Source organism: Paenibacillus sp. UMB4589-SE434, from assembly GCF_030226685.1.
GTDB lineage: Bacteria > Bacillota > Bacilli > Paenibacillales > Paenibacillaceae > Paenibacillus_B.
The window spans coordinates 23,023-38,379 of record NZ_JASOYK010000001.1 but is presented as its reverse complement, the minus strand read 5'-3'; the positions used below and the strand labels follow the sequence as shown (position 1 = coordinate 38,379).

Below are 15,357 nucleotides of genomic sequence, written 5' to 3'. Positions count from 1 at the left end.
TTCAGGTTTAACCGTGATGTCGATTATTTTTCAGGAACAGTAATTTCACCATTAATAATTTTTTCGCGGAATTCTTCAACCTTTTTCAACACATCTGGAGCTACGTTTTTGGTCGACGTAGAAGCGATATCAACGCCATTCTCTTTCAGACCCAAGTAAGTTGTTTTGCCGCCTGGGAATTTACCATCAATCATGTCTTTGGATACTTTAACTACTGCTTCATCTACTTTTTTAACCATGGATGTTAATGTAACTTCATCGCCAAATGTCAAGGATTGGTCCATATCTACACCAATAACCCAAGCTTTTTTGTCGCCTTTGGAGCGTTCTTTCGCTTCATTAAATACGCCGTTTCCTGTCATGCCAGCAGCGTGGAAGATAATATCCGCGCCTTCATTATAGATGGTAGCAGCTGCGGATTTACCTTTGTCAACACGGCTAAAGTCACCTGCGTAGATAACTTTCATGTTTTTAGCAGCTTCTGGATTAACAGCCTCTACACCAGCACGGAAACCAACTTCGAAACGTTTAATTACTGGCAATTCAACACCACCAACAAAGCCTACCTTGTTGGATTTGGTTGTCAAACCTGCAATTACCCCAACCAAGAAGGAACCCTCTTGCTCTTTGAACAATACAGATGCAACGTTAGGTGCTTGAACTTCAGCATCTACCAAGCCAATCTTAACGTTAGGATTCTCTCCTGCTACTTGTTTAACGGCATCCATCATTGTGTAGCCAGTAGCCCATGTCAAATCATATTTATTTTTCACAAATTGGTTCAAGCTTGTAATAATTTCGGTATCTTTTTTAGGCTCCAAGTATTTTACTTGTACACCGGTTTCTTTATTCAGCTTTTGCAAGCCTTCCCAAGCACTTTGGTTAAACGATTTGTCGTTAACACTTCCAAGGTCAGTCACCAAGCCTGCTTTCAATTCGCTGTGTGCGCCGCCGTTTGCTGCGCCGGATTCATCTTTGTTTTTACCTCCACAGCCTGTAAGTGCAACGGAGAAGAACAGTGCTGCTACGAGCGTTAGGACCCAAAATTTCTTTGTTTGTTTCATGTTCAAAATCCCCCTTAGTTATGTGCGTTGCTGAGAAATTACCGTAGTATGTTACAATAACATTGCTCTACGGACTTGCTGTACTACTATTGTGTATGCCCTCTTGTAGCGGGCATCACCTCCTAAATAGAATAAGCAATTGTAACTTGCAATATTATACATCCTATTACTTTACTCCAATGCACTGCCAAACTGCTGCTAATTAGGTTATAATGGCGAGATGACTCCTATTTACAAAAACCTTAAATAAGGATGGATATTTGATGATTAATGACTTACGTCAGGTATTCTACTTTCAAGATCTTCCGGACGAAGCGCTGCATGCGATACTGCCGAAGTTGAAGCATAGAATATTTAACAAGAACCACACTTTAATCTACGAAGACGACACCAGCCGTGATGTGTTTATTTTGCGGTCAGGATCGGTAAAAGTATTCAGCATTCAGGAAGATAAAGAAATTATTTTTAATTTCTTCTTTCCTGGTGAAGCGGTTGGCGAACTCGAAGCCATCTACACCGACTATTCTCGGATTGCTTCAGTAGAAGCGATGGAGACCGTTCATGCCTGGCTGCTGTCACGTGATGAATTCCTATCCATAGCCGAACAATACCCTTCAGTGCTGCGCAAAGCTTATTGTCAGCTTGTCGACCACATTCGTGTGTTAAACCGCAAGGTTGTGTACCTATCTTACATGGATGTTCGCCGCAAAGTGGCCAATATGCTGCTGGACCTTGCCTATAACTTAGGTATTGAAGAAAAAGGCCGTATCCGAATTAATTTCAAGCTGACTCATCATGTATTCGCTAACATGATTGGGGTCACCCGTGAATCGTTATCCAAGATCATTAAAGAGTTCCAAGATGACGGACTAATTGAAATGAAACAAAAAACGATTACAATAGTAGACATTCAGCGATTGATTGACCTTTATGACTCAGATGTCGCACATCCAAAGCAGAGACGTTGGCGTGGTGATGATACGAATCAATGCCTGCTCCCCTAGCGAAATCTAGCATAAGGACGCACCAACTGTCAATAACTGTGAAGCGCTTTCATATGTCTAGGTTTATTGTATGTTAAAGGGCGTCATGATGCAGTGACGCCCCTGACCTTTTTTTTGTAACCAAAATCACAAAATGAATCCCCTCCTCGTTACGGAATTGTTGACAACAATCATGATAACCTCGAATTAATTCGATTCGAACGTGTAAAGCTAACGTAGTATGCCCGTTCAGTCGCATATAACGCTTCATACGACAACTGACGACAACGAAACGGAGGAACGTTATGAGTATTCATTTAGAAGCTCCAAATGGGGCAATTGCAGAAGCCGTTCTATTACCTGGAGACCCGCTCCGCGCAAAACACATCGCTGAGAACTTCCTAGAAGGCGCGCAATGCTACAACAATGTCCGTAACATGTTCGGTTACACAGGAACATACAAAGGCAAGCGCATTTCCGTACAAGGTACTGGGATGGGTGTACCATCTTTCTCTATTTATGCAACAGAATTGATTAAAGACTACGGCTGCAAGACCCTTATTCGTGTGGGTACGTGTGGTGCGATTCAAGAAGATGTTAAGCTGCGCGATGTACTCATGGCACAAAGCGTATGTACAGATTCTTCAATCGTGTCTCATTTCTTCGATGATCTGTCTTTCTCGCCGATTGCAGACTTTAATTTACTGCACTCCGCTTACATGATCTCGCAAGAACGTAATATGAATGTTCGTGTCGGCAACATCCATTCTTCGGACTATTTCTATTCCGAGCGTCCTGAATTAAACAATAAATTGGGACAATACGGTGTTATGGCTGTAGAGATGGAGACTGCTGCATTGTACATCCTGGCTGCTAAGTATCGTGTACAAGCCCTGTCGCTCCTGACTGTAAGCGATCACATTCTAACTGGTGAGATTACTTCTTCCCAAGAACGTCAAACTACGTTCAATCAAATGATCGAAGTAGCATTGGATACTGTTGTAAACCAAGGCTAGTATATTCACTTTTGGACCATAAAAAGACCGAACGCATCGTTTCCAACATAGAGGATATGTGCCACTGTGTTGAAGATCGATTGCTCGGTCTTTTTTTGTAAGCGTTATACTGTGTATTGTATTATAAGTTCGCTAGATTCGAGTACGTATTTGCCCATCCTCAACTCGACATGTCAGCCACTCATCACTCTTGTACCCGAAGCTGTCTACCGCCCTTACGGTTAATTTGGCGGTTGTATACATTATATCATCCGGCAAATCACTCAATGTGATAACTAACGGATCTGGCATGGTGTAACGATATGATTCAGAGAATGCTGTCCATTGTTGAAGCAGTTGATCATCGTCATCAAACAGCTGAATTTCATAGTGATGAACCTGTTGATCGTCATTAGCCTGCTTCCATGCAATGGTCAGACTTGACGTACTCTTGTCCCAATTGTGTACCAGCAGACGTGCATCTGTCGGAAATACTGGCGGGCTCTGGTCGCGATTATCCGTATATTTAAAAGTCGAAGTGATAACTGGCAATGGAATCAGCCAAGGTTCACTTATTTCTGCCTGTTCACAGAAGTCGATTCGGCGAATTTGCACTCCATCATGATATACTTCAACTATGAGTCCTTGGCTGAATTCGCTACCCTTGAGCGGCAATGCTCCTTGAATTCTGCCTTTTTCCACCTCCATATATCGAATTGAGCCTGTACCTACTGATGTAAAATCCCGCTGATGAATACTTCTTGGGTCATTTAACGGATAATGAGAATGACCACTAAAAGTGATAACTTGCGGGTATGGACGCAGCGCTTCATACAACGCTTCTTTATTCTGTTGAATCCCCCACTCCGCACTACCGTATACCGTATCTGCAATATGCTGATGCAGAAATACAAAGATCGGCTTATCTGGGTCCTGTTGTGCCGCCTGCAGCAATTGACTCTTCAGCCATTCAATCTGATCGAGTGAATATAATCCATGGGTCGTGCCATCTTCCGTCGCCAACATAATGAAATGGTAACCCTTGATAACATATTGCTGGTATAAATGTTTCATGCCGCTCATGTGCAGGAACCGTTCTTGCGCCTCTGTAACAGGGAGGTTATTCCAATAATCATGATTACCTATCGTAATTAGCAGTTCTGCATCAGGATGCTTATGAGTCATTAAAGTTTCCATGTGACGGGTATATTCCGGGACTGTACCTTGATTAGTCAGATCCCCAACAATCACCATCACATCCTGCGCAGGTGCTAATTGCCTCAGTAGATTTAGCGCGGCAGCATATTTTTCAATATCTGTCGGCTCTTGCACGTCCATGGCTTGCTGTTCTTCATCGTCTCCCGGTCCAATATGTACGTCACTGATGACCGGAAATACAAGAATAGGTTCGTTGCCCACTTCAGTCCTCTCCTCACTATACCGATAACGAGTTATCGATCACAATTATAGCTTTACTTGCAATTGTACTAATTTGCATGTTAGTTCAATTGCCTCAAGTTTAATTGTACTCTTGAAAGTAAGCGCATTCAAGGTGTGTATGACGATGAAAACTGGCTTGATTGTTTGAGAAGAGGAGCATACACCATCAAAGCATCGTTTTCTGTAATAATTATCTCCTGAAGCCACCTGCCAGTTAAGAATCATGCCATCTAAATAAACTTATACGGACTAGAACCCAAAATGGGCCGGACATTCGTTTTAACTTTATTCTTTCCAACTCCTTTACAAAAGAGGAATGAGTTGCTAGCCCCTCACCAGTATGATATAGTGAGTTCCTGTTTCCATTTTGTAGATTGTATGCTTATGAAATGGACGACAATTATTCTTAGGAGGTAACTGAAGGTGAGCGACACATTTCAAAGTGCCTATCAAGAAGAGCAACAGCGACTTGAGCAGACACTCCTGGAAATCAATCAGCAATATGAAACACTACAACGCATTCCTGTCTACACAGGTCATGACTTCACAGAGCAAGTATTGGAGGATACTCGCGAACAGCGTCGTCAACGGTTAAAGCGTGCTGTAAGAGAGCCTTACTTTGGCCGAATGAACATTCGTGAAGAGAATCGGGATGAGGTAATGCCGCTCTACATCGGCAAGCAAGGCGTCGATACGCATCAACTCCAACATCATGAGGGTGCCAAGAAAACTGCTCCACTTTATCCGCTTGTTATTGATTGGCGTGCTCCTGTAGCCAGCTTGTTTTATTCCTTTACTGGCGGCGATGAAGCAGCCGCTTATGAAGCACCTGAGGGCACGATAACAGCAGATGTACATCTCAAGCGCAACCTTGTAATCCGTAATGAGCAGCTGCAACGTGTCGTGGATACTTATAATCGTGAGCAGGGTGAAGAACATGTAACAGATGAATTTCTAGTGTATCGCCTCGGAGAGAATAAAGATAATCGACTGCGCGATATCGTATCCACAATCCAAGCCGAGCAGGATGCAATTATCCGTGCACCTAAAAACAAAGCTTTATTTATTCAAGGGGTTGCAGGAAGTGGAAAGACTACGGTGGCACTGCACCGTTTGGCTTATTTACTCTATCAATATCACGAACAAATCCATGCGGAACGAATGATTATATTTGCGCCTAACCGCATGTTTCTCGACTATATAAGTGACGTGCTTCCCGAACTTGGTGTCGGCAACATTCAGCAGCGTACGTTTGCCGATTGGGCACTCGAATTAGCGGATCTGCACAATCAGGTGCAGTTGGCTTCTTCAATGGAGGAAGTGGAACGTTGGTACGGTTCCTTGGATGAGCGTCCGACGGATAGTAAAGACAGTTCAGGACGATTCAAGGGCTCGCTTGCATGGATGGAAATGCTTGATGAACTCATACAGCATTGGGTAGAAAGAGCTATTCCGGAAGGAGACTTCTCACCTTGGGACGGCGGAGTACTACCGCAAAGAGACATCGCCCACTGGTTTGACCAAGAATATCGGTCATATGAGCCCGCAAAACGATTAGAACGGGTGACTGCCCGCATACAGCGCTGGATGGAAATGGAGCTCAAACAAGAGCGAAGCAAAACAAAGCTTCAGGATAAAAAGAAGAAATCCGCTTCTAAGTTAAAAGCTTATCTAAAGCGGTGGCCGAACGCTAACGTTGTTCAATTGTACAAACAATTGCTGCAGGACGATGCCTTCAAAGATCGTATCCCCGCAGCAGTTCGCAAGCAGACTCTTGCCGATCTAAAACGTGCCGTCATCAAGCACGAAGATCTGGCCACGTTAGCGTACTTGCATATTCGTCTGCATGGCGTTACGTCCGCACAACGGTTTGATCATATCGTCATCGATGAAGCGCAGGACTTCTCCCCGCTTCAAGTCGCACTGCTCGACCAGATGGTCCGCAGTCATTCTTTTACGGTACTCGGCGACTTGTCGCAAGGAATCCATGCTTATGCAGGGATTGAGGATTGGCAGGAAATGCGTGCAGCTTTCCCGTCTGATGATTCAGCTTATTATGCCTTGACTAGAAGCTATCGTTCTACGATGGAAATTATCCATTTTGCCAATATGATATTAAAACGTGGTGTCAACACAACGATGCTCGCAGAGCCCGTATTCCGGGGCGGCCAGAAAGTCCAAGTGCTGCACACGCAAGCAGATCGACTGGCTGGCTGGATCGCAGAGGAACTGCAGCGCCATCAAGCATCTGGATACCAGACCACGGCAATCTTGACTCGTACGACAGATGAGGCGCGTCAGTGGCATGAACAGCTAAGCTGCAGCGGAATCAACGCCCATATCATTGATGGACGACAACAGCAGTATGAGGGTGGTATTTCTGTCCTTCCAGTATATTTATCAAAGGGACTGGAATTCGATGCTGTCATCGTTACACATGCCAACGCAACCCACTATGGCATTAATCCTTTAGAAGCAAGACTGCTATACGTAGGCTGTACACGTGCACTTCACCATTTAACATTGTGTGTAGATGGCACGATCAGTCCACTTGTGCCAGACACAGATGACGAGTGGACAGAGCATACAGCTTGGTAACAGGCAGGCTGACCAGGGTGGCAAGGAGCATCTTCGGATGCTCCTTGCTGCTATACATTTACGAGTAATCTATCTCGAAAAAAAGTGCAGCTGAAGGAAAAATTATAGCTAGTCTACTCTCTTTCCTTCGTACATTCAGAAATTATGTATTCCATATAACTTAACGTATCTGCTTTTCGCACAGCGCGTGAACGATAACTAGAACTTCGTATTCCCTCACGATAGTCAATAGCATCCTTAATAATAGGATGCCACTGTTCAGGAACGACACGCAGCGCGTATTCTCCTGCCAATCGTTTTGACGTAATATCTTGCTCTCTAAATGTATAAAATAATCGGCTAATTCCCAAGACTCCCCATTCTACTTGAGAGCGAAATAAGTACAAACCAATTCTATCCTTGAGCATAGCGTGCGAGCGCTTGATCCAGGACATCCAATAGGTTTGTAAGTTATGCTGCATGTCTTGTATTAACTGCTGCCAACTGACTTCATAAGGCAATTCTTTTGTAGTTGGGCCAATCAAGGCAATCCCGTGCGTCTTAAGTCCATACCACGTCACCAAGTTCATTTCAAAATAACCAGAACGGTGCATTCGTCCATCACAATAATAAGGGAAGGGCTCAACTTCTTCTGCCCTTTTACCCAACTCATCCCATGTAATATAAATTCCGTTCAAGTTCGGTTTCTTGTATGCTCGGTTAACCTTGCGATGAACACGCTCTACTGTTAAAATATCTTCATCGGTCATACGTTTATGTGTTACTGCAATAAAGTCTATATCGCTCAATCGCAAAGAGTAATCGCCCATCGCTACAGATCCGTAAATGTATAAACCTTCGATCAGACCTGGCTGGACTTCATTAATCATATCCATATATAATTTTAAGATGGCTTGAATTTTGGGATGCAGGTCTTGAATCATAATTCAATCTCCTTTAATAGGCTCAGCTATCACGATATATTTACTTCTCGATGTTCAATTCTACTAAGATTTTATCCGAATGCATGCCATTTCGTCCCAATCAGATGCAACCTCACTCTTCAACTACCAAAACTAGAACTGTGTGATTTAATTATTTATTCCTCTTCCAGGATAAATTCTCCTTTACTGAGCACATTTCTATTTTCTCCTAATCGGCCACCTTAAGATTAAAATGAGAAAAAGAGGGTAAGTAATCTTACATGAAAGAATCAATAGACTAGATTTTACCCAAACAAATGGAAATATTCAACTAGTAATATTCCATTAAATGCAGTCTTTCAAAGATTCTAACAATCATGATCTATATCAAGCGGTAAATCTATCGATGAAGCCAATACTATATATGGAAGTAACTAACAGTTACTAATGTTCCAATTTGCGAAACTTTTTAGGCTATTGCTCCGTTTAATCTATAAGGAGGTATCCACATGTACAAAACTCTGGCCTCATCCATAGTCGCCATAATACTTTTTACTCTGATCCCTATGTACGGACATGCTGCTGCCGAGCACAGCCCAAGACCATCCATTTCTGTTGTTCCCCAAGTTATGATCGTAACAGAGGAAGGCCGAATCAAAGTAGAAGACTTCACGATTTTAAACGGCATGACGTATATGCCTGTCAAGGACATTTCTAATCTTATACAAGCTGTTGTCCGCTGGGAGACCAACACACAAACAGTTTCAATTGAGAATAGACATGTAAATGTGACTTGGAACATCATTACTGACGTTTTAAAGGTAAACGGGAAAGATGTTACATTAACAACCAAGCCTCTCCTGTTAAAAAACCGTACGTACGTCCCCTTGGCGCTGCTTCAGCAAGTATTTCAACTCCATAACAGTTGGGATGCGCCCACGAAGACTGTCACGATTACTCCTGACAAGATAACTTCGTAAAATGTTATGATGACGCTAAATCGTGCCGTGGCTGCACACATACCCGGCACGAGGTCACTTGTAAGCACCGCTTCGAGCGCTCCCCCTATGTTTCAATTCAAGACACTTGTCAAGAACTTGCTCGATCTCCCCTTCTCATACACATAGAACACATGAAAAGTTTGTTTTCACTTATTTTTATTTCGTGTGAGAATTGTCGAAATATTTTTATTCGAACTTCCCATCATTCGACACAATCTATTTAACATGTCTATCATCCTTTTCATACAGATTAACGTATCCAATAACCCTTTTCTCGTTTATTTCATTTTGCCTTATCCAGTGCAGACCACCTTAAGCTGACTACTTCATCATGTCTTCTACAGCGCTTGTTTATATATTTTTCCAATTTAAAACTTTACAGCGATTGCGCAATTATACGACAATGCATGACAATATTTTTTATATTTTTTGTAATTTTGTTGTCTCTTGATGGATTAGTGCATCTGTTGAGTAGACATTTTTAAAATTTTTTGCAAAAAAGAGCAGACGAAAAGAAAAGCATGTGCTATTATATGGTACAAACCAGCTGTCAATTATTTCCCTCGATGCCTAGACAGCCTTGCGTAATTTGACGATGGTTACCAACGATATTACCTAGAGAGGGGAACACACAAAGCATGAAAAAAAAATCCATGCTGCTAGTCCTGACATTGCTGTTGGCAGTAAGTGCGTTTGTAAGCGCTTGCGGAGGTAGCTCCACACCTGCTAAAGAAGAGGCAAAGAACGAAGAGAAATCCAATGAGAACAAAAATGAACCCGCCAAAGAGCAAGTATTCCGCTTCAACTCGATTTCTGAGCCACCATCTCTAGACCCAGGTCAAGCTCAAGATTCTACCTCATTTGCATTGCTAGGCGCTTTATTTGAAGGTTTGACACGTTCAGATGAGAAAGGAAAACCAATTGAGGGCACTGCAGAGAAATGGGAGATCTCCCCTGATGGCACCAAATACACCTTCCACATCCGTAAAGACGCAAAATGGTCCAATGGCGACCCTGTCACCGCAAATGATTATGAGTTCGCTTGGAAACGTGTGCTAGACCCTGATTTTCAACCCGCTCCTCCTTACGCCTACCAACTCTACTACATCAAGAACGCCGAAGGATACAATAAACATAAAGATGCCGCTTACACCAAAACTAAAATTACAGACCCTAACCAAGTCGGCGTAAAAGCGATAGACGCCAACACATTAGAAGTGCAATTAGAAAGTCCGACAGCTTACTTCTTAAGCTTACTATCATTCCAAACGTTCTTTCCCGTGCATCAATCTGTAAAAGACAATCCCAAATGGGCTTCAGAAGCCAGTTCGATTATTTCAAACGGGCCATTCTCTGTAAGCAAATGGGTGAAACAATCCTCCCTTGAACTCGCTAAAAACAACAACTACTATGCCAAAGACGAAGTGAAATTTACAAAGGTACAAGTATCTATTGTATCAGAAGGTTCGTCTGAGCTTAATATGTATGAAACCAACGTACTTGATTATAGCGGTATGCCTACAGGTGAGGTTCCTACTGAGCAAATTCCAGTCCTTCAGCAAACAAAGAAGGATGAGCTTCATATTAAAGGGGTTGCTTCTACTTATTACTACTTATTCAACAATAAGCAAAAGCCTTTCTCCAACAAGAAAATACGCCGAGCCTTATCCATGGCTATCAACCGTCAGTTGCTCATTGATAAAGTAACGTTAAGTGGAGAAATTCCTGCATTCGGAATCGTATCACCTGGTATCGCCGGACAGAATGACGAATTCCGTTCCGAAGTGAAAGATAATTACTTCCAAGAGAATTTGGAAGAAGCCAACAAGTTGCTGCAAGAAGGCCTTAAAGAAGAGGGCCTGACAACGCTTGAATTTGAGCTTGCTCATAATACGAATGACAAGCACAAAAAGATTGCACAAGCTATTGCCGACATGTGGAACAAAAACCTGAACGTAAAAGTCAAGATTCAGAATCAAGAGTGGGGCGTGTTCTTGAAAAACCGTACGAACTTAAACTATCAAGTTGCACGTGCAGGCTGGTCTACAGACTACAACGATCCAATGTCATTCCTAGACCTTTATATGACAGGCAGCGGCAATAACGATATCGGCTTCAGCAACCCTAAGTATGATGAATTGTTGAAGAAAGCTAAGTCCTCCATGGATGCCAAGGAGCGCATGGATCTGATGGCACAAGCTGAGAAGATCCTTATTGAAGATGAGCAAGCTATCCTTCCGATCTACTACTATACATCAGTGGGTCTTACTAAGCCTAACGTGAAAGGCGTGTTTATCGACTATCAAGGTATGATTCATTTTGATCGCGGCTATCTGGAATAGGATAAACAAATGAGAAGCATGTCGGGGTGCATAGAGCGTAGGCTCTATGTGTCCCGACTTTTGCCATGATGATTTTACAGAGGAGTAGTGGTGTAATGTGATGACTCGTTATATCTTAAACAAGATGTTCTTCTTTATCCTCTCATTATTTATGCTAGCTTCGATTACCTTTATGCTGATGAAGTCCATTCCAGGCGATCCTTTTATGTCCGAGAAAAATATACCGCCTGAAATTAAAGCTCGGATTATGGCCCATTATGGCTTAGATAAACCTGTTCTTGAACAGTATGGTATCTACTTGAGCAAGTTGGTACAGGGTAACCTCGGCATCTCCATGAAAATGCAAGACCGCGAAGTAGTTGAATTTATTCGGGACTCCTTCCCATTCTCTATGAAGCTGGGTATTGTCGCTGTTATCGTCTCCGTACTAGTTGGTGTTACCCTTGGAATGACCGCTGCCTTTAACCATCGTAAAATGCTGGATACTTCCGCCATGGTACTGGCTGTTGTAGGTGTATCCGTTCCGAGCTTTGTTATGGCTTCTATTTTACAATGGCTGCTTGGAGTCAAGTTCCCGATCTTTAATGTTGTCGGCTTGCAGGAAGCAAAAGATTATGTACTCCCCACAATCGCCCTTGCGGCTCTGCCAATCGCGTTTATCGCACGCTTAACTCGTTCTAATATGTTAGAAGTACTACATTCTGACTATATCAAAACCGCGAGAGCTAAGGGGTTAAGCACTTGGACTGTCATGCAGCGACACGTGCTTCGTAACGGTATATTGCCTGTTGTTACCTATCTCGGGCCACTTACAGCCAACGTTATCACTGGTTCGTTTATTATTGAGCAAATATTCGGGATTGCAGGCCTCGGCAAAATTTACGTAATGAGTATCGGCAATCGTGATTATTCGCTTATTATGGGCATTACGATCTTTTACGGATTAATATTGATGTCCGCACGATTCATTACGGATCTCGCTTATGGTTTTATTGATCCACGTATTAAGCTGGGTAAACGAAAGGAGAAAGCGGCATGATCTCATACAACAAAAAAAGGCCCCTTTCGGACAGACAGTATTCAGCAGAACAATTCACCAAAATATCCATCGACGAACATGCGGCGGAGGCGATCGAACGCGAAAGCATTTCTGCATGGCGTGATGCCTGGTTTCGGTTGCGAAATAATGTTGGGGCAATGATGGGTTTATCCATACTTGTGCTGCTCATTATCATGGCAATAATAGGCCCCCTCATAACACCGTATGACTACTATACCAACAATCTGGAACTTACCAACCAGCCTCCATCAGCAGAACATTGGTTTGGCACAGACGATCTCGGCCGCGACATGTTCGCCCGTACTTGGATGGGTGCCCGGATCTCCTTAATTGTTGGATTTTCCGCTGCGCTTATAAATCTATTTATTGGCGTAATATACGGCGGTATTATGGGTTACATCGGGGGACGACTAGACGATGTTATGAACAAAATATCTGAGATTATTTATTCCGTACCTGATATGCTTGTCGCCATCTTACTTGTTGTTGTATTTGAACCCAGTTTATTTACAATAATTATGGCGCTTTGTATCACGGGTTGGATTAATATGTCTTGGATTGTACGTGGACAGATGATGCAGCTAAAAAATCAAGAGTATGTACTTGCATCCCGCTCTCTTGGTGCATCTGGGGCCCGTATTCTATTCCGTCATTTAGTGCCAAATTCCCTCGGCCCCATAATCGTAACGTTAACATTGGCTGTGCCTACTGCTATCTTTAGCGAAGCAGTGCTTAGTTTCCTCGGGTTGGGCGTACAGCTTCCAGCTGCATCATGGGGCACGATGATTAATGATGCACTCAAAGCCATGATTTTATATCCTTGGCGTATGCTATTCCCGGCTATTCTTATCAGCTTAACGATGCTTGCATTTAACATGTTCGGTGACGGCCTGCGTGACGCGCTTGATCCCAAGCTGAAGAAATAAGGAGGCATAGGCATGCATAAACCATTGAAACCATTGTTAGAGGTACACGACTTGCACGTCTCCTTCCATGTTCGTGCCGGCGAGGTTAAAGCCGTGCGAGGTGTGACCTTCCATGTTAATCCTGGCGAGGCTGTAGCAATCGTAGGCGAATCTGGCTGTGGAAAAAGCGTTACCGCTCAGTCGATTATGAGATTGTTGCCTTCGCCGCCCAGTAAAGTGAAGCAGGGTCAGATTCTATTTAAGGGTGAAGATTTATTGAAGCTCAAGCCATCACGGATGCAGAGTATACGTGGAAAAGATATCGGTATGATCTTTCAGGACCCCATGACATCACTTAATCCAACAATGACAATTGGACGCCAAATTACAGAAGTATTAGAAAAGCATAAACAACTCTCTGGCCGGGAAGCTAAGCAAGTCGCTGTTGATATGTTGAACTTGGTTGGCATTCCAAATGCCTCATCGCGCTTTGGACAGTATCCGCATGAATTTTCCGGTGGCATGCGCCAGCGCGCGATGATCGCAATTGCGTTAGCCTGCAATCCATCATTACTTATTGCAGATGAGCCAACTACAGCGTTGGACGTAACGATTCAAGCGCAGATCCTGTCCGTTATGAAGGACTTGCAAGCCAAGTTTGGCACCTCAATTATTTTGATCACTCATGATCTCGGGATCGTTGCTGATTTGTGCGATCGAGTTATCGTAATGTATGCAGGGAAAGTGGTGGAAACCGGAACAAAGTGGGAAATATTCAAAAATCCAAAGCACCCTTATACAAAGGGCCTGCTGCGTTCCTTGCCGCGTCTTGATCAGAAGAAAAATGAGCCGCTTATTCCCATTAACGGAACGCCGCCTGACCTCATTAAGCCGCCTGCAGGCTGTGGATTCTGCGCTCGCTGCGACTATGCGATGCAAATCTGCAAAACCGAAGATCCAGAAATTACGGATATTAGCGGTTCTCATCAAGCACGCTGCTGGCTCATGCATCCCTTGGCACAGGAGGTTACCGTATGACACGAACGGAAGCAATGCTAAAGGTTGAAGGACTCAAAAAATATTTCCATGTAAATCGCGGTGGTGTTCTCAAAGCGGTGAACGATGTCAGTTTTGAAGTGAAAAAGGGTGAAACGCTAGGGATGGTTGGTGAATCCGGCTGCGGCAAATCGACTGTGGGTCGAACTGTACTGCGGCTGTATGAGCCAACTGCAGGCAGCGTCACCTTTAATGGAACCAATATAAACCAGCTTAATAGTATTAAAATGAAAGCAATGCGCCGCCAGATGCAAATGATCTTCCAGGACCCATATGCTTCCCTGAATCCGCGGATGACAATTACTGATATTATTGGCGAAGCACTGGATATCCACCGCCTAGCTAACAGTCGCGCAGAGCGTAAACGCCGCGTTGAGGACCTATTGGATCTCGTTGGACTTAATCCCGATCATGCAACCCGTTACCCGCATGAATTCTCAGGCGGACAACGACAGCGAATCGGTATCGCGCGTGCCCTTGCGGTTGATCCACAATTTATTATTTGCGATGAACCGATATCTGCGCTCGACGTCTCTATTCAAGCCCAAGTCGTCAACCTGTTAAAAGAATTGCAGCAGAAGTTCGACCTTACTTATCTGTTTATTGCACATGACCTGTCCATGGTCAAACATATCAGCGATCGTGTTGCCGTTATGTATCTGGGCAAGATGGTCGAGCTTGCAGAAAGCAGCACTTTATATGCTGACCCGCTCCATCCCTATACAAAAGCTCTAATGTCTGCTATTCCTGTGCCTGATCCCGAGATCGAAGCCTCCAAAGAGCGCATCGTCCTTAAAGGAGAGCTACCGAGTCCAATCAACCCGCCATCAGGCTGCTACTTCCGTACACGATGCCCAGCTGCGACAGAACGCTGTACGGTGGAAGCACCTTTATTCAGGGAAGCCAAGCCGAATCATTTCGTAGCCTGCCATGAAGTATAGAAAGCCGCGCTACAACTAATACAACAAAGGCAGCGCCGCTCCTGATGGAGAACGAGCACTGCCTTTACTC

General features: G+C 43.7%; 12 protein-coding genes. 9 read left to right on the top strand and 3 right to left on the bottom strand.

The features are described 5' to 3' along the window. Positions 1 to 23 precede the first annotated feature (23 nt). Positions 24 to 1,064 carry a BMP family lipoprotein gene (locus QP775_RS00155; protein WP_239326919.1) on the bottom strand — a complete coding sequence of 347 codons (1,041 nt, stop codon included), beginning with the start codon at positions 1,062 to 1,064 and terminating at the stop codon, positions 24 to 26. Between the two features lie 263 nt (positions 1,065 to 1,327). Between QP775_RS00155 and QP775_RS00150 the strand changes: the two genes are divergently transcribed. Next, positions 1,328 to 2,068, top strand: coding sequence for a Crp/Fnr family transcriptional regulator (locus QP775_RS00150; RefSeq protein WP_239326917.1), 741 nt, complete (start codon positions 1,328 to 1,330; stop codon positions 2,066 to 2,068). Between the two features lie 284 nt (positions 2,069 to 2,352). Continuing rightward, on the top strand, positions 2,353 to 3,063 hold the full coding sequence (gene deoD / locus QP775_RS00145) for a purine-nucleoside phosphorylase (protein WP_239326915.1): 711 nt from the start codon (positions 2,353 to 2,355) through the stop codon (positions 3,061 to 3,063). 132 nt (positions 3,064 to 3,195) lie between these two features. Here deoD and QP775_RS00140 read toward each other — a convergent pair whose 3' ends face one another. Next, complete coding sequence (locus tag QP775_RS00140; RefSeq protein ID WP_239326913.1) at positions 3,196 to 4,461, bottom strand: metallophosphoesterase family protein; 1,266 nt, start codon at positions 4,459 to 4,461, stop codon at positions 3,196 to 3,198. Positions 4,462 to 4,905: 444 nt separating this feature from the next. On the opposite strand from QP775_RS00140, the gene QP775_RS00135 reads away from it, so the two are divergent. Further along, positions 4,906 to 7,080: a HelD family protein gene (locus tag QP775_RS00135; RefSeq protein ID WP_239326911.1), complete on the top strand. Its 2,175-nt coding sequence runs from the start codon at positions 4,906 to 4,908 to the stop codon at positions 7,078 to 7,080. Between the two features lie 113 nt (positions 7,081 to 7,193). Here the strand turns inward: QP775_RS00135 and QP775_RS00130 are convergent, their stop codons facing one another. Continuing rightward, positions 7,194 to 8,003, bottom strand: coding sequence for an aminoglycoside adenylyltransferase domain-containing protein (locus QP775_RS00130; protein WP_239326909.1), 810 nt, complete (start codon positions 8,001 to 8,003; stop codon positions 7,194 to 7,196). Between the two features lie 488 nt (positions 8,004 to 8,491). Here QP775_RS00130 and QP775_RS00125 point away from each other — a divergent pair, with 488 nt between their 5' ends. The 6 genes from QP775_RS00125 (at position 8,492) to QP775_RS00100 (ending at position 15,287) form a co-directional block, all read left to right on the top strand. Continuing rightward, the gene (locus QP775_RS00125; RefSeq protein ID WP_239326907.1) at positions 8,492 to 8,962 is read left to right on the top strand and encodes a copper amine oxidase N-terminal domain-containing protein; all 471 of its coding nucleotides are present in this window, start codon (positions 8,492 to 8,494) and stop codon (positions 8,960 to 8,962) included. A gap of 659 nt (positions 8,963 to 9,621) precedes the next feature. Then, positions 9,622 to 11,325: a peptide ABC transporter substrate-binding protein gene (locus tag QP775_RS00120; RefSeq protein WP_239326906.1), complete on the top strand. Its 1,704-nt coding sequence runs from the start codon at positions 9,622 to 9,624 to the stop codon at positions 11,323 to 11,325. Between the two features lie 100 nt (positions 11,326 to 11,425). After that, entirely contained in the window at positions 11,426 to 12,364 is a 939-nt protein-coding gene (locus QP775_RS00115; RefSeq protein ID WP_239326905.1) for an ABC transporter permease, read from the top strand. After that, a complete protein-coding gene (locus QP775_RS00110; protein ID WP_285102669.1) occupies positions 12,361 to 13,311 on the top strand; it encodes an ABC transporter permease in 951 nt (316 codons plus the stop codon). Before QP775_RS00115 ends, QP775_RS00110 begins: the two co-directional genes overlap by 4 nt. Positions 13,312 to 13,335: 24 nt before the next feature. Next, a complete protein-coding gene (locus tag QP775_RS00105; RefSeq protein WP_275444513.1) occupies positions 13,336 to 14,328 on the top strand; it encodes an ABC transporter ATP-binding protein in 993 nt (330 codons plus the stop codon). Next, positions 14,325 to 15,287 carry an ABC transporter ATP-binding protein gene (locus QP775_RS00100; protein ID WP_239326902.1) on the top strand — a complete coding sequence of 321 codons (963 nt, stop codon included), beginning with the start codon at positions 14,325 to 14,327 and terminating at the stop codon, positions 15,285 to 15,287. The genes QP775_RS00105 and QP775_RS00100 overlap by 4 nt, the downstream gene beginning before the upstream one ends. The last annotated feature ends 70 nt before the right edge of the window (positions 15,288 to 15,357 follow it).